Origin of the sequence: Corynebacterium sp. HMSC08F01, assembly GCF_001807545.1 — a bacterium.
Lineage (GTDB): Bacteria > Actinomycetota > Actinomycetes > Mycobacteriales > Mycobacteriaceae > Corynebacterium > Corynebacterium coyleae.
This window is the reverse complement of sequence record NZ_KV789289.1, coordinates 22,566-44,510: the sequence shown is the minus strand read 5'-3', so window position 1 is coordinate 44,510 and position 21,945 is coordinate 22,566. Positions and strand designations below refer to the sequence as shown.

General features: G+C 59.6%; 16 protein-coding genes. 7 read left to right on the top strand and 9 right to left on the bottom strand.

Features of this window, described 5'->3' with window-relative positions:
• The first annotated feature begins 240 nt into the window (after positions 1-240).
• Positions 241-1,650, top strand: a complete 1,410-nt coding sequence (locus tag HMPREF3171_RS03055) for an amino acid permease (protein ID WP_070482733.1) — start codon at positions 241-243, stop codon at positions 1,648-1,650.
• Positions 1,651-1,668: 18 nt separating this feature from the next.
• Here the strand turns inward: HMPREF3171_RS03055 and hisD are convergent, their stop codons facing one another.
• Positions 1,669-2,967 (bottom strand): histidinol dehydrogenase, encoded by a 1,299-nt coding sequence (gene hisD, locus HMPREF3171_RS03050; protein ID WP_070482731.1) that lies wholly within the window; start codon positions 2,965-2,967, stop codon positions 1,669-1,671.
• A 134-nt stretch (positions 2,968-3,101) separates the two neighbouring features.
• Between hisD and HMPREF3171_RS03045 the strand changes: the two genes are divergently transcribed.
• The 3 genes from HMPREF3171_RS03045 (at position 3,102) to HMPREF3171_RS03040 (ending at position 6,162) form a co-directional block, all read left to right on the top strand.
• A complete protein-coding gene (locus HMPREF3171_RS03045) occupies positions 3,102-4,061 on the top strand; it encodes an L-lactate dehydrogenase (protein WP_070482729.1) in 960 nt (319 codons plus the stop codon).
• 191 nt (positions 4,062-4,252) lie between these two features.
• Positions 4,253-5,278, top strand: coding sequence for a DNA cytosine methyltransferase (locus HMPREF3171_RS11590; protein WP_083284728.1), 1,026 nt, complete (start codon positions 4,253-4,255; stop codon positions 5,276-5,278).
• Positions 5,275-6,162, top strand: a complete 888-nt coding sequence (locus HMPREF3171_RS03040; protein ID WP_070482727.1) for an NgoMIV family type II restriction endonuclease — start codon at positions 5,275-5,277, stop codon at positions 6,160-6,162. Before HMPREF3171_RS11590 ends, HMPREF3171_RS03040 begins: the two co-directional genes overlap by 4 nt.
• Positions 6,163-6,213: 51 nt before the next feature.
• On the opposite strand, the gene HMPREF3171_RS03035 is transcribed toward HMPREF3171_RS03040, so the two are convergent.
• The 6 genes from HMPREF3171_RS03035 to HMPREF3171_RS03010 all read right to left on the bottom strand — a co-directional run bounded on the left by HMPREF3171_RS03035 (position 6,214) and on the right by HMPREF3171_RS03010 (position 14,224).
• Entirely contained in the window at positions 6,214-9,156 is a 2,943-nt protein-coding gene (locus tag HMPREF3171_RS03035; RefSeq protein WP_349018895.1) for a TrlF family AAA-like ATPase, read from the bottom strand.
• Positions 9,157-9,263: 107 nt separating this feature from the next.
• Positions 9,264-10,427 carry an ATP-binding cassette domain-containing protein gene (locus HMPREF3171_RS03030; RefSeq protein WP_168161870.1) on the bottom strand — a complete coding sequence of 388 codons (1,164 nt, stop codon included), beginning with the start codon at positions 10,425-10,427 and terminating at the stop codon, positions 9,264-9,266.
• The gene (locus HMPREF3171_RS03025) at positions 10,418-11,125 is read right to left on the bottom strand and encodes an energy-coupling factor transporter transmembrane component T family protein (RefSeq protein ID WP_246815309.1); all 708 of its coding nucleotides are present in this window, start codon (positions 11,123-11,125) and stop codon (positions 10,418-10,420) included. The genes HMPREF3171_RS03030 and HMPREF3171_RS03025 overlap by 10 nt, the downstream gene beginning before the upstream one ends.
• A 9-nt stretch (positions 11,126-11,134) precedes the next feature.
• Entirely contained in the window at positions 11,135-11,941 is an 807-nt protein-coding gene (locus tag HMPREF3171_RS03020; protein WP_070421802.1) for a glycosyl transferase family 9, read from the bottom strand.
• 91 nt (positions 11,942-12,032) lie between these two features.
• Positions 12,033-13,028, bottom strand: coding sequence for a nucleoside hydrolase (locus HMPREF3171_RS03015; protein ID WP_070482724.1), 996 nt, complete (start codon positions 13,026-13,028; stop codon positions 12,033-12,035).
• Positions 13,025-14,224 (bottom strand): MFS transporter, encoded by a 1,200-nt coding sequence (locus tag HMPREF3171_RS03010; RefSeq protein WP_070482723.1) that lies wholly within the window; start codon positions 14,222-14,224, stop codon positions 13,025-13,027. The genes HMPREF3171_RS03015 and HMPREF3171_RS03010 overlap by 4 nt, the downstream gene beginning before the upstream one ends.
• A gap of 95 nt (positions 14,225-14,319) precedes the next feature.
• Between HMPREF3171_RS03010 and HMPREF3171_RS12040 the strand changes: the two genes are divergently transcribed.
• The gene (locus tag HMPREF3171_RS12040) at positions 14,320-14,847 is read left to right on the top strand and encodes a hypothetical protein (protein ID WP_168161869.1); all 528 of its coding nucleotides are present in this window, start codon (positions 14,320-14,322) and stop codon (positions 14,845-14,847) included.
• Here HMPREF3171_RS12040 and HMPREF3171_RS12035 read toward each other — a convergent pair.
• Both HMPREF3171_RS12035 and HMPREF3171_RS02995 read right to left on the bottom strand, forming a co-directional pair.
• Positions 14,844-15,662, bottom strand: coding sequence for a hypothetical protein (locus tag HMPREF3171_RS12035; protein ID WP_070482722.1), 819 nt, complete (start codon positions 15,660-15,662; stop codon positions 14,844-14,846). The two genes, HMPREF3171_RS12040 and HMPREF3171_RS12035, sit on opposite strands and share 4 nt — an antisense overlap.
• An 88-nt stretch (positions 15,663-15,750) precedes the next feature.
• The gene (locus HMPREF3171_RS02995) at positions 15,751-17,280 is read right to left on the bottom strand and encodes a carboxylesterase/lipase family protein (protein WP_070482720.1); all 1,530 of its coding nucleotides are present in this window, start codon (positions 17,278-17,280) and stop codon (positions 15,751-15,753) included.
• A 100-nt stretch (positions 17,281-17,380) separates the two neighbouring features.
• On the opposite strand from HMPREF3171_RS02995, the gene HMPREF3171_RS02990 reads away from it, so the two are divergent.
• Together HMPREF3171_RS02990 and HMPREF3171_RS02985 are read left to right on the top strand one after the other, a co-directional pair.
• Positions 17,381-18,286, top strand: coding sequence for a hypothetical protein (locus HMPREF3171_RS02990; RefSeq protein WP_070482719.1), 906 nt, complete (start codon positions 17,381-17,383; stop codon positions 18,284-18,286).
• The gene (locus HMPREF3171_RS02985) at positions 18,273-21,887 is read left to right on the top strand and encodes an ABC transporter ATP-binding protein (protein ID WP_070482717.1); all 3,615 of its coding nucleotides are present in this window, start codon (positions 18,273-18,275) and stop codon (positions 21,885-21,887) included. The genes HMPREF3171_RS02990 and HMPREF3171_RS02985 overlap by 14 nt, the downstream gene beginning before the upstream one ends.
• The last annotated feature ends 58 nt before the right edge of the window (positions 21,888-21,945 follow it).

Below are 21,945 nucleotides of genomic sequence, written 5' to 3'. Positions count from 1 at the left end.
GCGCTAACTGCCCTTCGCAGCAAAGCGCGGGGGATTTTTCGTTAGCGTCAAGGATTCGTCGGAACACGCCGCGCACCCGGAGACCCTCCCCCGCGGCGAGCCCCCAATCACTGTGCCACCGCCGGAAGGTCAAACCGGGAAGACGCAGCCCAGCCATGGGCAATGTCATCACCAATATTTTCCCGTAGCGATTCGATTCGCACTTCGATTCGCACATTGTCATTTGAAAGAGCACAGTTAATGTCCACCATGACTGCACCTACGCAACAAGACACTCCCAAACCGAAAATGCCGGGCCTAACGGCCCGCCACATCCACTTCATCGCTCTGGGCTCAGCGATTGGTACCGGCCTGTTCTACGGTTCCGCCGGCGCAATCCAGGCGGCTGGTCCTTCTGTGCTCCTCGTCTACCTCCTGGGTGGCGCGGTGATGTACTTCATCCTCCGAGCTCTCGGCGAGATGAGCGTCCGTCACCCAGTGCGTGGCTCCTTCGCGGTCTACTGCCGCGAGTACCTGGGCGGCCTCGGTGGCTACATCACCGGTTGGATGTTTGCCTTCGAGATGATGATCGTGTGTCTGGCTGACTTAACGGCAATCACGATCTATATGAAGTTCTGGTTCCCCACAACACCCGCATGGGTCTGGATCACCGTCACACTGTTGATCATCAGTGCAGCTAACCTGGCCGCTGTCCGCCTGTTTGGCGAGCTCGAGTTCATGCTCACCCTGATCAAGGTCGGTGCCGTGATCGCGATGATCGTCGGCGGTGCCGCAATCCTGATCTTCAACCTTGGTGAGTCCCCGGAGGCAATGGGCATTGACAACCTCTGGAACGACGGTGGTTTCTTCGCTAACGGCTTCTCCGGCATGGCAGCTTCCTTCATCCTCGTCCTCTTCGCCTTCGGTGGTACTGAGATCATCGGTGTCGCAGGTGCTGAGGCTGAGGATCCGGATCGTGCAATTCCGAAGGCCGTCAACACTGTCCCGATGCGCATCCTGATCTTCTACGTGCTGTCCATCCTGGTCATCCTGATGATCAACCCGTGGCGCACGATTAACGGTGATGATTCCCCGTTCGTTCAGATCTTCGACACTCTCGGCGTGAGCTGGGCCGCAGCGCTGCTGAACGTGGTTGTGCTCAGCGCTTCCCTGTCGGCGATTAACGCTGACTTGTTCTCCACCGGCCGCGTGCTCGCCGGCCTGGCCAAGGAAAACCTGGCGCCGAGGTCCATGGCAAAGACCTATCGCGATGTTCCGGTGATGACTGTGGCCATGCTTATCGTCGCCCTGATCGTCGGTGTGTACCTGAACCAGCGTTACCCGGACATCTTCGGCACCATTGCAGCACTTGCAACCTTTGCCACCATCTTCGTCTGGTTGATGATTCTGATCGCACACATCGCTTCCCGCCGCGAGATGACCGCCCAAGAGGTCAAGGCGTTGAAGTTCCCGGTTCCGTTCTGGCCTTATGGTCAGTGGTTCGCGGTGGCGTTCATCCTCTTCACCTTCGGCACCATGGTGTGGCTGCCTGATTACCACGTTGCACTCGCCGTCGGTGTGGGCTTCCTGATCGTGATGACCATCCTGTACTTCGTTACCGGTCGCCCACAGGCTGTCGCCCAGACGGAATATGAGTATGAGGCGAAGTAGCAACCTCGCCTCCGGCGGCTAGCCCCGCCTTGCCTTGATGGCCTCCCCGTGCGCGGGGAGGCCTTCTTCGTCTGCAAGGGTGATCACGGCATCCGCGACCTCTTCCAAGGCGTCGGCGGAGTACTTCACGATGTTCATTGGTTTGAGGAAGGTGTGGGTACTCAGCCCCGGCGCGAAGCGCGCGGTTCCGGACGTTGGCAGCACGTGGTTCGAACCTGCTGAGTAATCCCCCAGTGGCACCGGCGAGTACGGACCGACGAAGATCGCGCCGGCGTTGTTGATCTCGCGCGCCACAGCCTGCGCATTTGCGGTGTGGATCTCCAGGTGCTCCGGCGCGTACACATTGGTCACGCGCACCGCGGCTTGAATATCGTCCACAATCAAAATCCCGGACTGCGGGCCTTCCAGCGCGTCGCGCACGCGGTCAGCGTTGAGCGTGATGCCGTAGCGTTTCGCAATTTCCTTATCGACGAGACCAGCCAGCTCCGGAGAATCCGTAATCAGAATCGATGCGGCCTGCTCGTCGTGCTCTGCCTGGGAGATCAGATCGTAGGCCAGGTAGACGGGGTCGGCGGTGTCGTCGGCAATGATCGCGATCTCGCTCGGACCGGCTTCCGCATCGATGCCCACTACGCCGTTGACCAGGCGCTTCGAGGCTGCAACGAACACGTTGCCGGGGCCGGTGATCATGTCGACCGGCTCGAGGTCGTCGTCACCGTAGGCCATCAGGGCCACCGCCTGCGCGCCGCCAACGGCCCACGCCTCGTCGATACCAAGCAGCGCACATGCGGCGAGGATCGTCGGGTGCGGCTGACCGTCAAAGTCTGCCTGCGGCGGGGTGCACACCACCATGGACTCCACGCCCGCTTCCTGGGCCGGAATCGCGTTCATCAGCACGCTCGACGGGTACACGGCCTTACCGCCGGGCACGTATAGGCCAACGCGGCGCACGGGGCGGAACACCTCGGTGACAACCGCGCCCGGGGCCAGTTTGGTGGTGCGCTCGGCGGGCTTTTGCTCCGCGTGCACCTGACGGATCCTCGCAATCGAGGTCTCCAGCGCCGCACGAACATCCGGATCCAACCCGTCCAACGCGGCACGCATGGCCTCCGCAGCAACGCGAACCGTGTCTGGGCGCACGCCGTCGAAGCGCTCCCCGTATTCGAGTGCGGCTTCAGCACCGCGGCGCCGGACGTCGTCGACAATCGGCGCGACCTGTTCTGCTGCGGAGCCGACATCGGTACCTGCACGAGGAAGAATTGCACGCAGTTCTCGTACCGAGGTCTCTCGTCCTCGCAGGTCTGTCACGTTTAGCATGATGCTCCTTTGATTGTCGTGGACATCAATAGATGTTATCCAGCATTCGCCCTTTAAAAAGCGGATTGACGAAGTAACCTCGAAGCCGCCAACCCACCCCGCTCCCCGTAATCAACACATGGAATAATGGTCGTATGTTTGTCACTCAAGGTTCGAAAGTTGTCATCATCGGTGCAGGCGCTGTCGGCATCGCATACGCCTACGCAGTCTTGAACCAAGGGCTGGCAGACCACCTGGCCATCATCGACATCAACGAGGACCTCGCCTGGGCAGAGGTAGAAGACCTCAATCACGCGATCCCGTTTTCTGGCCACCACATGGATGTCACGGTTGGCACGTATGAGGACTGCAAGGATGCGGCACTCGTGGTCAATTGCGCGGGTGTTGCGCAGCGCGATGGCGAGACGCGTCTGGATCTTGTGGCGCGCAATGTGAAGATTTTCGATTCAATCAACAAACAAGTCATGGCCGCCGGCTTCAACGGCATTTACGTCGTGGCCACCAACCCGGTCGATGTGTTGACGTACGTGACCTGGAAGCAGACCGGGCTGCCATCGAATCAGGTCATCGGCGCAGGCACCGTGCTGGATACGGCGCGCTGGCGCCACAACCTGGGCCAGTACTTCGACATCGCTCCCTCTGCGGTGCACACCCACATCATCGGCGAGCACGGCGACACCGAACTGCCGGTGTTGTCCTCCGGCTCCATCGGTGGCGTTCCCCTCCCCGCTCTGCTTGAGACGGAAGCCACCCGCAATCCGGATATTTACACACAGATCGACGAGATGTTTGTGCAAACCCGCGACGCCGCCTACGACATCATCAAACGCAAAGGCAACACGTCCTTCGGCGTCGGCAACGCGCTCGCCCGCATCACGCGCGCGATCCTGCGCAACGAGGACGTCGTCCTGCCGGTCTCCGCGCTTCTCGAGGGCGAGTACGGCCTCAACGACATCTACATCGGCACCCCAACCGTGCTCAACCGCAGCGGCGTGCGCAACGTCGTCGAGCTCCGTCTCGACGACACCGAGACCGCCAAGTTCCACCACTCCGCCCAAACCCTGCGCGACGTGATCGACAAGGCAGAGATCTAAGAGCATTTGCGTATGGACGAGGGTCCGCGGGGCTACCGCGGACCCTTTTCTTGCGTGGGACCGAAAATTCACCATCGCACACATTTTCGATATATTCGTTTCCTTGTCCCCCAACCTCTCTAACGTGTTTTTCGCCCACAAAACGTAATGACGTTTCTCTAATACGCTTTCAACCTATAGGCTGATGCTTAATGAACACTCCGTTTTCTTCCGTTGAGATTTGCGCCGGCGCAGGTGGTCAGGCACTCGGACTTGAAGAAGCAGGTTTCAACCTTCGCGCTGCGGTGGAACTTGATCCGCATGCCGCGGCGACTCTCCGAGCAAACCGACCATCCTGGAACGTGATTGAGGGTGACGTACTCAACTTCGATATCACTCCTTACTCCGAGGATCTAGACCTACTTGCCGGAGGGGTCCCATGCCCGCCGTTTTCCATTGCAGGCAAACAACTTGGTAGAGATGACGAGCGTGATTTGTTCCCACGTGCGCTCGAACTGACGCGAATCGCGCATCCCAAGGCCGTAATGCTGGAAAATGTCAGAGGTTTGTCTCAACCAAGATTTGCTGCCTACCGCAGTGAATTGATTCGCGAATTTGAGACATTAGGATACAGGGTATTTTGGGAACTCATTACGTCCGCTGATTACGGTTTGCCACAATTGCGCCCTCGTTTCATATTGGTAGCTCTAAAAACTGAGTATGCGGATTTTTTCGATTGGCCCGAACCTGTCGGCCGATTTTTCACGGTTGGAAACGCTCTCTACGACTTGATGGCCGCCAATGGCTGGCCTGGAGCAAAGAAGTGGGCAGAAAATGCCCAAGATATTGGGCCAACGCTTGTCGGAGGAAGCAAGAAGCATGGTGGCCCAGATGTGGGACCAACTCGCGCACGTGAAGCATGGGCCAAACTCGGCATCAAAGGTTCGTCCATCGCAGAAGACGCACCGGGACATGACTTTCCCATCGACCCCGCGATTGAGATGCCGCGGCTAACGGTCAAAATGGGAGGAGTATTACAGGGATTCCCTGAGGATTGGAAATGGCAAGGCGGTAAAACTGCAGCTTGGAAGCAAGTAGGTAATGCTTTTCCGCCGCCAGTCGCCGCTGCTGTCGGACGGTCTATTACCGCCGCACTAAACAAGCAGTCGGTATCGTCCTCCAATTTCACTGCACAACCCGAGCGACCAGATTTAGCTCTGTTAGAGTTCCCCTCATGACCGCAAATGGCCAAGCCAACAAGTCCATAATCACAGCTAACCGCGAGCTGTTCCATCAGCGGCTTGTCCTCCAGGGAATTGTGTCAATTTCACCTTCAGGAGTCGCCTCCATCGCAGACAGCAATAGCAACGCAAGTAAGAAAATCGCGTTTCACATGGCTCGTACTCTGGGCGCCAAAACCCAAGCGAAAATGAAGGGCCAATCCTCAGGTTCGCTCTTCGAAGAAGCCGTCGCTTCTTTTATCAGAGGAACGTTTCCTTTTCTTCAATCAGTTCGTCCGGGTGATTGGAGCGCTGAAGCGATTGGCAGCTCGCGACGTAGCGGACATGTAGAAAACTATGAACCTTATCGTCATCTAGCGGACCTAACCCAGGCAGTTCGCGAAACGCCAGAACTAGCTGCTGCGCTTGGCAATTCCTACACCATTAGCCCGGATATTCTCGTCACCCGAACAGCAATCAATGATGAATCGCTAAATAGCCAACACGTTATGGTCGACTCGCTCTCAGGTCTCGCTTCCCCGTTTCGAGCGGCAAATTCTTCCGAACCGATTGAAATTCTTCATGCAGTTATCAGCTGCAAATTGACTATGCGAAGTGACCGAGCACAGAACACACGCGCGGAAGCACTTAACTTAATTCGAAACCGCAAAGGACGTTCACCGCACATCATCGCAGTCACTGCTGAGCCAATGCTTTCAAGGATTTCTTCACTGGCTTTGGGAACCGGTGATATCGACATGGTCTACCACGCAGCGCTGCCTGAGCTGAGTGCCGCAGTTCAAGCCGAGGGGTCTGAAGATGCAAAAGAACTTCTAACCATGTTGACCGAAGGTAACCGACTTCGAGACATATCGGATTTACCCCTAGACCTCATCGGTTAAACGGAGGACGTAAAACGCCAGGACGACAAACCAATCAGACAGTAAGTTTTCCTAAACAGCGGGCAGCTGGTAACGCTGCTGGCGTTTACGAAAGGCCTCCTCGCCACCATCCAAGATTTCCACAACGTGATCTCGAGTACTCAGTCGATCAAGCTCAAACTCTGCATTCTCAACAATCTCAATTGACTCCAATGGCCCGGAAGCGTAATCGAACACCCTCGCATCTTCATTAGGCCGATCGGCTCCGTGTCGGTTAGCTACAATGACCAACTCCGCATCCGCTCCGACGACCAAATTCGCATTGTGAGTCACCATTAAAATTTGCCGCCGTTGCTTCTGCCGACGCAAAAACTTAACCACCGATTCGTAAATCGATTTACTATCGAGATCATCTTCCGGTTGATCAATTAACAGGGGCCAGTCTTCCCCCACGTCACTCAGAATAAGAGTGAGGGCGAACAATGCCTGTTTGCCTGGAGTCATTGTGGAGGAGCCGAACCCTCCGATGGTATCTCCATCCATTTCTGCTGCAAATCTAATTTCCGGCTTAGCCGATAGAACCATTCGAGCGAGCATCTCGGGTTCGTATTCTTTTCGAGCCTTGAGACGTCCTGAAGCGACCTCATGCAGAAAAGTAGCAGCCTTCGCCTGCGCTAAGGGAACATCTAAGCATCTGTCTTCCGTAATGAAATCGGATTTGCTGCGTGCGTTAAAGCCTGCCGAACACCTATCAATTTGCTCAGATGAGAAGGCTTTTTCTATCTTGAATATCAACCCATCGACAAACGGCGTGACTCCCGAATTAAACTCCTTCTCTAGAAGTGATTCCTTGGCGCTACGCTCGATAATCTTCGAATCGATTTCCTGCTCAAGGTACCCCATCTCTTTTCTAAGATCATCGACTTTGCCAGCACTTTTTTCCCGGCCACTAAGGTCTAGTTCAATCTTGGATATTCGTTTCTGGAGATTAACTAAATCAGCATTCTTATCGAATCTTTCGAAAAGCTCTTTATTATCACTCTGAATTCGCGCCACGTCCGCCTTTAGGCCTACAAGCGTGGAGTCAGTAATTTCCGACATCGCATCCAATTTTTTTCGGAATTCGCTATTAAGCAGACGCTGCTTTTCCGCTCTCCAAGCTTCGATCTCCTTAATATGGCCGACCGACAGCTCCCCACGCATGGTTTCGATTGCCACGCTAACTTGCACTAAGCCATCCGTTTGGACCCCTGCTCCTACATGATCGGCACCGGTGAGACATCCTCGGATCGCCGCCCTACGCGCCTCGAGATCTTCAATCGACTTACGTTTCTCGCCGAGCAGCTCTTTCACCTTTGTCACGCGCTCTAACTCTTTTTCATCCAAATTGGCGAACGCGGACATCTCAGCCATCTCTGATTTGAGTTTCTCATGTTGTGAACTCAAGGCATCAGAATCTGCGAAATTCTCTAGTTCCGCTTCACGTGTGCCAAATTCTTGATATTTTTGGAACCACTGCTGAACTATTTCCTCTATTTGCCGAGATATAGTGTCCCGCTCCTGTACCCGGGAGTCAAAGGTTCTCATTAGCTCCTCATTTGCAGACCGTACGGCGGGACGGATTCGATTAGTCACCTCGGCAGCATTGTCGCTCAAACTATTCAGGAAGTTCTGCGGAACGTAAACGATGTTACCCCGGCCTCTGTTGTCGCCCCTCCAGTTAACCTTGCACAACTGGCTGTTCTTGGTTTCCCAAACAAAGCCTGCTGCCGGCCCTGGTTTATCCATCCCGGCCAGTTTCTGCTGCTCCTCCGTTTCAGCGGGACGAACACTGTGCGCAATATGCGCGAGCAGAGATGACTTACCTGAAGAACGACTGCCGATAATGGCGTTCAGGTTAGGATTGAGTTTTATTTTTGCAGGAAAAAGTTCTTGGTCGGTAAATTCGACAGAATCGATGATCAGGTAGTCGTTCTTAGCATCCGGAATAGTGGGCTGGATACGGACTCTGTCAGCAGGTTCGGCGAGCGTCTGCCGAAACCCCTCCCATGTGGGTTCTGCTTTGACCCACGTAGTCTCCCAACTACGAGCATTATCACTGCCACTTTTGCCCAGCATTTTTTCAAGTTCTTCAAAAGAATGTGCATCCGAGCCGTAGAAAGTTGGATGCGGTTTCAAGTTCCGGCCAGTCCCCTCCCCACGTGAGGTATCCAGCCAGTGAGGCGCATTGGTTGAATTGCTAAAAATGATATGACTGTGCAGGTCGTAATTATCAATCAGCTGCCCCTTCCGGTCGTTGAAGTAACCAGGCGACAGGCCATCCTTATTACCTGATAGGGCGATCATTACCTTTGAATCGTATTCACCTGGTTTTACATCATCGAGGGCAGCCTGAATCGCTTGCAACGATTCTTTGAAATTTACTGTTAACCCGTTCAATATTTTTTCTGAGGAGTTCTTATGCTCTAATAAGGCTTTACTCCGCGTGCCTTCGCCGCTTTGAGACGAAGTTGGGATGTGAGAAAGCAACAAATCTACAGTTTGCGGAGTTATGTCCGGGGGGAAAATCAAGTGAGCATTGATGTTCGACTCGGAGTGATGCACGGCGACATCGAGCCGCAACTCAAGGTTAGCGAAGAAAACCTTTCTTGAATCCGGATAGAGCTTTTGAAATTGATCCTTGAACTCAAAATAAGAGTCCAGGGAGAAGTAATCGGTAATGCCAAATACTTCCACATCTGATTCTTCTAAGATTTTACAAAATCGACCCCAATCCGTTTCTCCATCTACCTTCTCGAATTGGTTATTCATTCGGGTATTTGGGACGTGCACATGCATATCCCATTTGCGCCAAATTGCCCCTATGCTTGAAGCCCGAACCACTCTCAGAATACCTTTCTCTTCCGCACAAAGATTCGGAGTTAGTCTAGTACGAATTACAAAACTTCTGACAGTTTTTGCAGCCTCATGCTTACTTGCGCTTCGCAGAAGGTCGATATCGAAAGCGCTGCGCATCTCACCGAATTACCCTCCTGTTAATCAAGAAGCGAAATTACTGGGGCTGTGTAGTCGTCCACCGTTTTTAACGGTGGATCGACCCGGTTTGAAACTGAATCCGGCACCTACAGCTGAAAAGCATGCTGAACCGTTGCATACTCCCCCACCTCCGCGGCGAAGCTGGTGTCGTGGCAGGTGAAGATCACCGCCTGACCGCGTGCCAGGCCTGCTGCGATGAGTGCGTGGGCACGCTCGCGGGAGGGGATGTCGAGGCCGACGTCGGGCTCGTCGAGAAGCACAAGATCACGCCCCTGGGCAAACACCTGGGCGAGCTGTGCGAGCCGGAAATGGGCCGACGGAAGATCCAACGGGTGGGCCTCCGGGTCCAAGCCCAGTGCGGCGACGGCATCGTCGTTGCCGATGAACCGACCCACGGTGGATTCTGCGAGCTGGTCTGCGGCGCGCTGCAACGCCAGCGACACGGTCACGCCGCGAGTCTGTTCCAGGCCCGGGTTGTCGTCGAGGCCGGCCATCGCACGCAGCAGCGTTGTCTTGCCGGCACCGTTGTCGCCACGTAGCCACACGGCCTCACCGGGGAGGACGGTCAGGTGCACTGGGCCGGCCGTGAACGCTGGCTCTGACGTGGTGCGGAACTGCCACCACTTGCGGGTTGTTTCGCCGCGCACCGCGGAGACTTCTCCGAAGTCGATCGGCTCACCGGTTGCTGTAACGCGGTCGGGCAGCTGCAGGTTCGGGTTGGGGGGGACGTCCGGCTGGAGGGCGCCTTCGACAAGTCTGAGCACGGCCGATTCGATATCACGATGTCGTGTGCCCAGGATGACCACCTTCGACGGCAGCGAAGCCAGCAGTTCGGTGATGCGGGTGCAGGAGGTTGGGTCGAGGCCGGCGAAGGGGTCGTCGAGAAGCAAGGTGCCCGGCTCAAGCACCGCAACAGCTGCGATGGCGAGGCGTCGCGTTTGGCCACCGGAGAGTTGCGCTGGGTTGCGCTCGGCGAGATCGCTCAGCCCTGCAGCGTGGAGGATTGCCTGGCAACGCTGACGCATCTCGTCGGCGGGTACGCCGCGCTGTTCGAGACCGAGGGCAACTTCCTCGATGACGGTATCTCGAAGGTAGGACACGTGCGCGGTGGCGTCCTGCTGGACTACGGCGGCGTTGTCCCACTCGCGGTGCACTTGCGCTGCCAGGGTGGTCAGGCCTGCGCCGGAGTTCCCGATCACCTGCACCGCGCGGTGCTCGTCGAGCGCCTGGGTGAGCAATGTCAGATCCACAGCACGACCCCCAAACACGCAAGCGGGATGAGGATGCGGGCGGCACGCTGGATGCGGCTGTCGTGGACAGGGTGCAGCACGGTGCGAGGGCCGGTGAGGTCGTAGCCTGCGGTCTCTAAGGCTTGGCCGCGAGCACCGGCTTGGGTGAGCAACTCTGTAAGCACCGGCATGATCAGGTTCGGGACCACGGTTTTTACGGTGATGCGCTCGCCTTTGAGCCGGTTGGCGTCGCGAACGATCCGGGCGCGGTGTGCACCTTGGGGGCCGAGTTGCAGTGTCGTGCCGGCGATGTATCCGATCCGGTTGCCACCCGGTGCTGCCTGCAGCGCCTTGGCCAGGTCCGGGGTGCGCGACCATGCGACGGCCGCGAGCAGGCTGGCAATCAGTGCGGTGAAGCGTGCGGCTAACTCCCCTGCTGTGGCAAGTCCGTCGCTAGTAAGCAGCGGCGCGATGCGATGCTCACCGTAGGGCGCGTGGATGAGCACCATGGATGCTGCGACAGGGGCGGCAAGCAACGCGGCGGCCGCAATGAGCGCGACGTTGCGGGTCCGCCACGTCCCCAGCACCATTGCCGCGGCCAGCACTGCGAGTGAAACTTCTGGCCGGTTCAGCCCGAGCACCAGAATCCAGCCCGACGCCCCGATGGCCAAAGCGGTCAACGGGTTCACACGGGTTGAAGGACTCAGACGGTCTGCCACGGAAGTGCTTTACGCCTCAGGTGTCGATGCTGGTGCGACAGGTTCTTGTGGCGCGAAGGCAGCCACGGTGCGCTTCGGCAGCGCCTTCACTGTGGCGTAGGCGATGAACAGGACAATGAGCTTATCCACCGGGTCAGAGATGAACGCCTGGGTGGTTACCGATGCGATCAGGGACCCACCCATTTCGCGGAACAGGCTCACCAGTGCGCCGGTGCCCACGCCGGCGGTGCCGCCGTAGACGTACGCAGCGACAGGGGCTGCGACCATGCCGCCAACAACGCCGAGCACAAGGCCAAAGCCGACCACGGTGCCAGGGTTACGGAACGCGTTGAAACGGTGGATGAACACACCGGCGAGCCAGCCGACCAAGGCCGCACCCGCAGCAAACGGCAAGGCAGCCGGGTTGACCAGACCCCACACCACGTTGTTCAGCGCGCCGGTGGCCATGCCCGCAACCGGGCCGGCCAGGGCTGCGACCAGCACGGTACCCACGGAGTCGAGGTACAGCGGCAGACCAATCGAGCCGACGATCTCGCCGATGACGGAGTTGATGATGATCGCAATCGGAATCAGCCCAAGCGTGCGCGCCGGCAACACCGGGACGATGGCCACGAGTAGCAGCAGGGTGCCCACGCCGTAGCCCGCCAGCAACGTAATGCCAGGACCGGAGCCTGTGACCTGATCCCAGTCAGCGGGGCGGACAAGAACGAAGTAGAGCCAGGTCGCGGCGATAATCAGCGCGCCAAGGGCAACAAGAACGCGACGCAGCGGGGTCCACTGCGCCTTCTGCGAGTTTTGAGAAGTGGTGTGTGACATGGATCTTTCCGTAATTCTCACGGGCAAATGAGCAATTGCGCCCCTGCCTATGTCACCTCGGCAGGAACGTCCAGATCAGGCAGTGTAGCAGTTAGTCGTCCGCTTTGAGGTGGCGCAGTTCCATAAGACTTGCATCACCCGCCACCACGCGTGCATGGATCTCGCAGGCCCAGTCAAAGGACTCCCACGCGGCATCGATGTCCGCAGCGGTGACCAGGCGCGCGTTGGGTTCGCGCTCCCAAATGTCGCGCAGATCCGCCACTGAGGTGCCGCGGGTGAGGTCGGAATCGGCCTCGACGGCGATCGTCGTCAAGCAATGCTCAACGTCCACCGCACCAAGCGCGATGAGCACCGTGAGCAAGTCGTGAATCTGCGCGCGGTAGCCCTCCCCGACCTCCTCGTGGAACTCGAAGTAGAACCGCACAATGTCACCCAAGTGCTGGGCAATCGGGCTCGCGCCTAGCTTTGCGACGACCCCCTCCAACCGCTCAGGCTCAAGCAGCATCTTCTCCGTCACACCAAGTGAGCACAGCGTGATCGGAGTCGGCGTCATGTCGAACACATCGGCCGCGGCGTGCGGGTCGACCCAAAAGTTCCACTCCGCCGTCGGCGTGGTGTTGCCCGGATAGTTCACCGCACCACCCATCACCGTGATGTGCTTCAGGCGCGCAAAGTGCTGCGGGTGGGCGTGGGCGAAAAACGCCAAATTGGTCATGGGACCAGTGACGATAAGGTGCAGATCGTCCGTACCGCGCTCAATCGCGTCGATCCACAGCGCCTCCCAGTCGTGTTCGACGTGGCGCTCAGACGCGGTGGCATAGCCAAGCCCCGTATCGCCGTGGGTTTCCGGCGTGGTAGTCAGCTCCACCTCAAGCGGCGCCGGTACTCCAGCGGCGAGAGAGATAATCGGCAAACCACACAACGACAGGATCCATGCGGCGTTCTTGGCACACTGGTCGGCGTCGACGTTGCCGGCAGTCGTGGTCACGCACTCAAGCTCATGGATGCCTGCCTGCGTGGCCGCGGTCAGCCAGATGAGGGCTAAGGTGTCGTCGATACCCGGGTCGCAGTCCAGAATTACTCTCATCGTGGCTCCTTCACCATCGTTTCCTTACCGATGATCAGCCACACCACAGCCGCCACCGCACACATTGCACCGCATACGCCGAACGCGGCAGTAAAGCCTGCGGTCTGCGCAATCGCACCGACAACCACAGGTGCGAAAATCTGGCCCGCATCCTGCGTCATCTGGAATGTGGATAACACCTTACCGCCGGAGCGGTCATTGCCAATGATGTCCGCCAACGCTGCCTGAATGGACGGGCTCATCGTGCCGGAAGCCACGCCGGCCAGCACCGACCAGATCATGAGCGGCCAGAAACTCGTCGCCGTGCCAAGCACCACCGTAAACACTGCAGACATTGCCATGCCCGCAAAGATCATCGGGCGCCTGCCAAAATGATCCGACATACGCCCGGAAAACTGCAGCATGATCGCCATGCCGAGCGCGAACGCCGTAAGCGCGAAACCAGCCGCTGCCCCGCCTTGCTCAAACACCGCGGCGGCAAAGAGCGGCAACACCGCCACGCGCGCACCCATATTCACAAACCCATTGGTAAACGCCGCGACCAGCAATCCCCTGTAGGTAGGCACCTTCCAGGCGCTACGCAACCGCATTGCTGGCTTCGCCTTCGGCAAAGCCTTCGAACCTGGACGCGGCTGTGTAAGCCACGCAACAATGCCCGCAGCACACGCGACCGCCACGCCGTAAATGGCAAATGGGATACGGAAACCCAAATACGACAACGCTGCGCCCACGATTGGGCCGAACACATTGCCCACAAGAAACGCCGAGGCGTACAACGCGTTCGCGCGGCCACGGATCGAAGGATGCGTCACCCGCACAATCAACGCCTGCGCCGACAACGTAAACATCGTCGAGCCGAAACCCGCGATGAACCGCAACGCAAGAATCTGCCAATACGCCTGGGCAAACGCCACGAAGAACGTGGAGACAGCCACGATGCTCAAGCCTGTGAGGTAGATCGGGCGCGAGCCCAGTTTGTCCACCAACACACCCGCGCCGGGCGCACCAAGCAACCTGGCGAGAGCAAACACAGACACGACCGCACCTGCTGCGGCCATGGATACGTTGAAACTTCCCGCAAACTGCGGGAGAACCGGAGCGATTAACCCGTACCCGAGCGCAACAATGAAGGCGGCGCCCGTGAGCACCCAAATGGTGCGGGGTATCGACGGTTTCACCACCTTATTCGCACTCATAAACAGCAAGGTTACACAACGCGTCAAATAGCCGTATCGCCCATATGTTCGAATATGTACCGGGTGGTGTCGGAGCGACTTTTAGTGTTTGAGCCATGAAGTTGAACGCAAAGAATGCCCTGTCCATGTTCCGCACCTCCCCCACTGTGGATGCCGATGCATACGCCAGCGCCGATTCCTTGGCTGCCGAAATCCGAGACCTCTTCCCCGAGAAGCTGCACGCCATCAACGCGATGATCCACCACCCGCGCTCACTGTCTCGCCCGGCTGCAACCTGGCGGCCACCAGTGATATCGCTACCCCGGATAGACAACGGTCCGACGCTGTCGTTGGCGGTCACGCGGCGGCGTGTTGGCCCGCGCGCCCGCGCTCGTATTCAGGGATACGGGCAGCGCCACATTCCGGCCTACTTGATCGAACTGCGCGTGACCGATGCCGCGGGGGTTCCCGTGGACACGTTGCTTGCCGAGTCCTGGGTGCGCGCGGTCATCCCCGATGATGCTGCCCACACCGTCCACGAAATTCCGGGGGCGAAGGCAGCAAGTTACGTCTGGCTCGTCGACGGGGCGTTCACCCCGATCGAGTCGCCCTCCTCCATGTTCGAAGGACTCAGCGCGGCTTAGTCCTCGTCGAGTTCGTCGAAGTCTTCGTCGTCGAGATCCTCATCATCCTCATCATCGAGGTCCTCGTCGTAGTCTTCGTCGTCTTGGCCGAAGATGTCGTAGACGTCCGGCTCGTCAATCTCGTCGTCGACTGGAAGCAGCTGCGCCTCCCATTCCTCTGCCTGGTCGGCGGCGAGCGACAGCACGTCAAAGAGACGGTCGAAGTCGGCGAAGCTGCCCAGCTCGAGCTTCTCAGCGTCGGCAACTGCCTCATCATGGATGACGTCAAACAGACGTGCGCGGTCCTCCTCAGACAGTTCCGCATCGCCGTCGGACTCCCACAACTCGCCCTCGGCGTCCTCGATGACATCGTCGTAGTCATCCGGGAGTGCAACGAAGGTCACTGTGGCGCTCGGCACGCCGTTGACGGCTTCGACGACGACCTGCAGTTCGGCGTTCGCACCAACCTCTGCGCGCACCTGCTGCGGGTTGACGTGGTCCTGGAAGAACTCGAGATCCCCAATGCGCTCGTCCGTGCTTTCCAGCAGGTCGCGCAGCACTGTTACCACCTGGTCGGTCGCCATGTGCTCAGCAACAGCAGTCACCGCTGCCTCCACGGAGAACACCACAGCGACTAAGACGGCCTCAAACTCTTCGTCGTCCTCGTCCACGTCAGCCGCGGCGATGTATACGTTCGCTGCCGGCAGGTGCGGATCAATTTCCACAAACTGCAATTCCAACGCCGCAGACATGGGGACAAACATCGTGTCCCCGCCTACACGCGACTCAATACCGTCGCGGTCCAACGCGGCCGCGATGTCCTCGAAAAAGCTCATGACAGTGGGTTCCTTCCGCATTGACCTTCAGACTGGCTTCAGCCTAGCCACGTTCGCTGACGCGTGCCTGGAATTATCATCGCGGATGTCACAAATCCGTCCGGCTAATTCCCCACTCGCGCATGTCAAACGACTCCCACGCGGTGCGTTGCTCCGCTTTCGGGTCGTATTCCACACGTATGCCGTACTCAAACACCGCAGTCGCACGCCCCGGGTCGTCGCCACGCTTAAACCCATAGCTGGGCCACTCCGTACCAGGTGTGCCGGTGTGGAAGAACTCGCCCCAGTGGTACTGCATGAGCCGGCTGACCTCTTGGAACGTGTCCCGCGGCCCGAAGCGATCCAGTTTGGAGGTCACTGTGGCAAAGGGATCGCCATAGACCGCAACCAGGTCAGCTGCATGAATCGCGCCGAGGCCCAACTTGCGCATCGCGGCAGATGCGTAGGCGAACCGATACATATAGGTCGGCGCAACCATGCGGTGCGCGGTGGCCAGGATGACACTCGGGGCCCAGAACACGGCGTCTGCCATCAACTCCGCAAAGTCGCCGCGTGCGCCGACATCGTCGTACGCCTCGATGACATCCAGCGCATTGTCCGGGTCAAACACGTTCAACGCCCGGCGCGCAGCACGTTGGCGCTGGCGGGAGGTTTGGTAGATGGCTTTGGTGAAACTGGCTTCGTCGGAGTTGGTTCCCACGATCAGTGGCACGCGGGCTTGCTCGCCAGCGTTGAACGTGTCAATGGGGTGTTGGGGCAGGCTGGCACTGTCCAGGGTGGGCATGAAGCTGATGTTGAATTGCAGCGCTTCCTTGCTGTTAAACATCAGTGATTGCCCGGCGCGCACGAGGGTTTCTGCGGGGATGTCGCGCAGCTGGTCAAGGGTGGTGTCTGGTGCGAGCCCGAGTTTCCTGATGAGGGCTTGGACCCACCTGGCGGCTTGGCGCCTCGAGTGGACGCTGGCCGGTGGCGGGGACTGCGCGATTGCGCGGTGGAACAGGCCGCGGGCATCGGGTGCGCACATGAGATGCAGCACGGCAGCACCGCCTGCCGATTCGCCCATGATGGTCACAGCATCTGGGTCGCCGCCGAAGGCTGCGATGTTGTCCCGGATCCACCGCAGGGCGAGGATCTGGTCGCGGATAGCGGGGTTGGCCACGCAGTCGTCGCCAAGCGATCGCACATCGAGGTAGCCGAGCACGCCGAGGCGGAAGTTTAAGGAGACGTAGACAATGTTCGTCGCGGCGGTGAGGCGATGACCTTGGAGGACTTTTTCGTGGCTGGCGCCGGTGACAAAAGTGCCGCCGTGGAAACAGACAACGACAGGCAAGACCTCATCAGTGTCGGGCCTGACGATGTCTAAGTTGAGGCAGTCCTCCGAACCAAGCACCGTGCCACGGATGCCGAAGGTGCCTTGCATGGCGGGTGGGCCGAAGCGTGTGCAGTCGCGCACCCCAGGCCAGGGTTGGACGGGTTTCGGTTCGCGGAACCGGTGAGTACCAGCGGTGTTGGCGCCGAATGGCACGCCACGCCAGGTGCGCATTCCGGTGTGCGGGTCGACTTGACCGCGCACGGCTCCGACCGTTGTCTGTACGACTGGTTGGCGGCGCGCATTCATGCGTTCAAGCCTAGATCGTTTCCGCCCGGTCTTCCCGGGATATGAAGTCGTTCTATGCTGTACCAATTACCCATCGCCAGTTCACGGCAGGAGGATAAACGTGTTCGGTAAGAAGAAATCAACGCAGATCGACGAGACGGAGCTCCGCAAGGAAATCAAGGTCGCGCTGCAGGAAAATTCAGCGCAGCTGGAAAAGGACGCGGGCAAACTCGGTCGTGTTTTCATCGGCGCGGTGGACAAGGCCGTGCGACTGCAGACCTCTGTGATCCGCGGATATGTAGATTGGTTGCGCCGCGACAACCCGGATAAGTCGCCGGCACAGATCCAGGCGATTATGGATAAGCATCTGAAAAACACCGTCACGGGCACCGGTGCCGGTGTGGGTGCCGCTGCGGCAGTACCAGGCGTTGGCCTGTTCACAGGTGCTGCTGCTGTGGCCGGCGAGTCCGCCCTCTTTCTGGATCTCGCGGCGTTTTACGCCATGTCATCGGCATATTTGCGTGGCGACGACATCTCCGACCCCGAGCACCGCCGCGCCATCGTGCTGACCACGCTGATGGGTACGAAGGGTCTAGCAATCGTGGATACGCTGCTCGGCGAAAACTCCCGCAAGCTGCCTGGCAAGGCCACCCTGTCGCGCTTTTCTGGCCCGACGCTCAATGAGACCAACAACGTGCTGCAGCGCATGGCTATGCGTTCGCTGCGTCGTTCCATGCGTCGCGCCTGGCTGGGCAAGATGCTGCCGCTCGGCCTGGGTGCGATTGCCGGTACGACGGTGAACCGCAAGCTGGCCGGCAACATCATCGATAACATTCAGCAGGCCCTCGGCCCGGTGCCGCTGCAGTTTGCTACCCCGCTCGAGCCTGAAGACAAGGCCGACGAGACCGGTCGCATCAAAGGTGGCTTCAACCCGAAGGAATTCGCTGCGTGGATTTTGAAGATCTTCCGCGACGGTAAGGACAGTAGCGGGAAGGACAGCGACGACAAGGAACATGAGGACCACTAGCCCACTTCTTACCCAATCGCTCAAGGCGAACCGCGCGCCTGCCGCCGTCGCGTTCGCCGCTGCCATCTTGGCGGCGCTCACCCGCGTGGCCGAGCCCGCTCTTACTGGCCAAGCGATTGATATTGCCACCGGGAATGCGGACGGTTCCGTTGCCCGCGTGGCGTGGCTGATGGTGGCAGTCGCAGCGGCCACCTACGTCCTAAGCATCATCCGGCGCACCACCTCCGGTCGCCTTGCAACGACCTCGCAACACTGGTTGCGCACCAAGATCCTGCGCACACTGCACCGCCTGGACGGGCCGGGACAGGACAAGATCGTGACGGGCCAGATTGTCTCGCGCTCGATCTCGGATCTGAACATGTACCAGACGGTGCTGGACACTCTGGCGATGATGCTCACACGCATCGTGCAACTGGTAGCCACCTTGATCGTCATGCTGAGCATGGACGTCGCACTGACCGCGATGTCGCTGGCACTGTTGCCTGTGCTCCTTTGGGAGGCCAACCGGTCGCGCAAAACGCTCTACGCAGCAACGTGGGTCAACCAGCACGCCACCGCAGAACTTGCAGAGCACGTCGAACAAACCGTCTCCGGCGTGCGTGTGGTCAAGGCGTTCGGGCAGGAACAGCGAGAGATCGACCAGCTCGACAACCTTGGCCGCCACCTTTACGCGGTAAAAATGCGGGCGGCGAAACTCACCGCACGCTTCCAGCCGATGCTCTCCCAACTGCCCAAGGTGGCGCTGGTGGTCACCATCATCGCCGGCGGCATGCTCGCCATCCATGGAAGGATCTCCATCGGCCAGTTCGTCGCATTCACCGCGTACCTGACCACGATGACGTCCACCCTTTCCATGCTGACCAACCAGTACGTCCGTATGCAGATGGGTATGAGCTCCTTCGACAGGCTCGCGGATGTGCTGGCACTCGCACCTGAAGAGTCCACCGCAAACTCCACCGTGAATTCCACCGAAAACTTGCCTGCCGAACCCGGCCTGCACTTTAGCGACGTGCACTTTTCCACCGGCGGCCACAACGTCTTAAACGGCTTCACCCTTTCGGTCGCGCCGGGCGAGACCGTTGCAATGGTCGGCCCGCCCGGCGCGGGCAAAACCATGGCGGTGCAGCTAGCTGGCGGGTTCTACGCCCCGGATACGGGCACGGTCACCGGTGGCGATGTGGTCTGTGTTTTCGACGACGCCTTCCTTTTCTCTTCCTCCGTGCGCGACAACATCGCCATGGGGGCTGCCGATAACATGTCGCCGGACGAACTTGATGCCGCGGTGCGCGAGGCGGCACGTCTCGCCCTGGCAGACGAGTTCATCGAGCGCCTCCCCGACGGTTACGACACCCAAGTCGGTGAGCGCGGTCTCACCCTTTCCGGTGGTCAGCGCCAGCGCATCGCGCTCGCCCGCGCCCTCATGTCGACACCGAAGGTGCTCGTGCTTGACGACGCCACCAGCGCCATCGACTCCATCAACGAAGCCCACATCTTGGCCAACCTGCGCGAAGCACTCAGCGACATCGCAGTGCTGACCGTGGCCCACCGCCAGTCCACAGTGGATCATGCGGATCGGGTAGCGGTGGTGCGCGATGGGGTCGTCGTCAAGCAAGGGCCCCGCGACGAGGTCATGGCAACCGACGAGTATCGCGCCTCCATGGACCCCGAGTCCGAGACGCTGTACGAGGAGATTGGCGACCTGTGGCCCGAAGTGGACACCGAACCGCAGGAGCGCGTGATCGTGCCGACGAGCGGGCGCGCCTCCACCATCAACGCCACCCCGGAACTGCTCGCACGCGTGGAGCGCCTCCCGGAAGCGCGCGAACTGCCAGATCTGGCCGAGCAGACACTGACCCGCCTGCGCACCCCGTCGAGCGAATTCCACATCCGCGACATGTTCAAGGCCGTGCGCTGGCTCATCGCTGGCACCGTCGCCCTGCTGATTGTGGGCGTGCTGGCGGACTTGGCCTTCCCCACCATCGTGCGCGCCGCCGTGGACCGCGGCATTACCCCAAGTAACCAGGAGAACCTGATCAACGCGGGGCTCATTGCGCTCGGTGTGGTCGCGATCGCCTGGGCCTCGGATGCACTCATGACTGTTTTGTCGTCGCGCTCCGGCGAACGCCTCCTCTACGGGCTGCGCCTGCGCTCCTACGCGCACCTGCAGCAACTGGGGTTGAGTTACTTCGAATCGCGACTGTCCGGCAAGATCATGACGCGCATGACCACGGACATCGACACCTTGTCGAGCTTCCTACAAACCGGGCTTGCCCAGGCGATTGTCGCCGTCGGCTCTCTCGTGGGCGTGATCGTTATGCTCGTTGCCACAGACGGCGAACTCACCCTCATCGCGCTGACCGCCGTCCCGGTGATTGTCGCCGCTACCTGGGCGTTCAGAGTCTTCTCCAAGCGCTACTACCAGGCCTCACGCGAACAGATCTCCACGGTCAACGGCGAGTTCGCGGAACTCATCGGCGGCATCCGCACCACCCAAACCCACCGCGCGCAGCCCCACTTCGAAGCGCACTTCACCGCCCTAAGCGACGAATGCCGCCGCCTGCGCATGCGCTCCGTCACCCTGGTCGCGCTGTACTTCCCAGGCATGCACTTCATCTCCCAAACCATGACCGCCGTCATCGTCGGCTTTGGTGCGGGACGCATCGCCGACGGATCGCTGTCCGTCGGTGTGCTCGTCGCATTCACCATGTACCTCGGCCAGCTCTACGGCCCCATCCAGCAGCTTGGCCAAATCTTCGACTCCTGGCAGCAAGCCACCGTCAGCTTCGACCGCATCCGCGCTCTACTTGCCCAACGCACCACCGTCCCCGATACCGGCACCAACCCGGGTGCTCACAGCGCCGCAAGTGGGCCATTGCTTTTCGACGACACCACCTTCTCCTACTCCGCCTCCACCGATACAGACGCCTCCCCCGTGATCGACCACATGGACCTGACCATCGAGCCAGGTACCACCGTGGCACTCGTCGGCCCTACCGGCGCAGGCAAATCCACCGTGGTCAAACTGCTCGTCCGGTTCTACGACCCCACCTCCGGTGAGGTGCGCGCATCCGGCACAAACATCGCGGAGTTCCCGCTTGCAGACTGGCGCCGCGCACTCGCCCAGGTCCCACAGGAGTCCTACCTCTTCCCTGGCACCGTCGCAGACAACATCGCCTACGGCGCGCCGGGCGCGACCCCAGAGGAGATCGAGGCGGCGGTGAACCGCATTGGCGCGCTTGGTGTCGTCGATACGATCCCCGGCGGCTTCAACGCGCGCGTCGGTGAACGCGGCCGAGGCTTGAGTTCCGGGCAGCGCCAGATCATCGCGCTCGCACGCGCGGAGATGCTCTCCCCTGCCGTGCTGCTTCTCGACGAAGCCACCGCCACCCTTGATCCCGCAACCGAACGCGCGGTACTCGACGCCGCCGACCGCGCAACCTCGGGGCGCACGTCAGTGGTCGTCGCACACCGCCTCGCAACCGCTGCGAGGGCCGACCGAATACTCGTCATCGACGAAGGACGTATCATTGAGGACGGTTGCCACGAGGACCTCCTCACCGCCGGCGGTAGGTATGCCCAAATGTGGGCTGCCAACCGCTAACGGGGGTGAAAGACGGAAACCCCGTGGACAGGAACAACCCAAGTTCGCGCCATATCAG

What these genes read in the sequence shown, in the direction of transcription:
- HMPREF3171_RS03055 (WP_070482733.1), top strand. Translation starts at nt 241, where the DNA reads ATGTCCACCATGACTGCACCTACGCAACAAGACACTCCCAAACCGAAA.
- hisD (WP_070482731.1), bottom strand. Translation starts at nt 2,967, where the DNA reads ATGCTAAACGTGACAGACCTGCGAGGACGAGAGACCTCGGTACGAGAA.
- HMPREF3171_RS03045 (WP_070482729.1), top strand. Translation starts at nt 3,102, where the DNA reads ATGTTTGTCACTCAAGGTTCGAAAGTTGTCATCATCGGTGCAGGCGCT.
- HMPREF3171_RS11590 (WP_083284728.1), top strand. Translation starts at nt 4,253, where the DNA reads ATGAACACTCCGTTTTCTTCCGTTGAGATTTGCGCCGGCGCAGGTGGT.
- HMPREF3171_RS03040 (WP_070482727.1), top strand. Translation starts at nt 5,275, where the DNA reads ATGACCGCAAATGGCCAAGCCAACAAGTCCATAATCACAGCTAACCGC.
- HMPREF3171_RS03035 (WP_349018895.1), bottom strand. Translation starts at nt 9,156, where the DNA reads ATGCGCAGCGCTTTCGATATCGACCTTCTGCGAAGCGCAAGTAAGCAT.
- HMPREF3171_RS03020 (WP_070421802.1), bottom strand. Translation starts at nt 11,941, where the DNA reads ATGTCACACACCACTTCTCAAAACTCGCAGAAGGCGCAGTGGACCCCG.
- HMPREF3171_RS03015 (WP_070482724.1), bottom strand. Translation starts at nt 13,028, where the DNA reads ATGAGAGTAATTCTGGACTGCGACCCGGGTATCGACGACACCTTAGCC.
- HMPREF3171_RS03010 (WP_070482723.1), bottom strand. Translation starts at nt 14,224, where the DNA reads ATGAGTGCGAATAAGGTGGTGAAACCGTCGATACCCCGCACCATTTGG.
- HMPREF3171_RS12040 (WP_168161869.1), top strand. Translation starts at nt 14,320, where the DNA reads ATGAAGTTGAACGCAAAGAATGCCCTGTCCATGTTCCGCACCTCCCCC.
- HMPREF3171_RS12035 (WP_070482722.1), bottom strand. Translation starts at nt 15,662, where the DNA reads ATGAGCTTTTTCGAGGACATCGCGGCCGCGTTGGACCGCGACGGTATT.
- HMPREF3171_RS02995 (WP_070482720.1), bottom strand. Translation starts at nt 17,280, where the DNA reads ATGAATGCGCGCCGCCAACCAGTCGTACAGACAACGGTCGGAGCCGTG.
- HMPREF3171_RS02985 (WP_070482717.1), top strand. Translation starts at nt 18,273, where the DNA reads ATGAGGACCACTAGCCCACTTCTTACCCAATCGCTCAAGGCGAACCGC.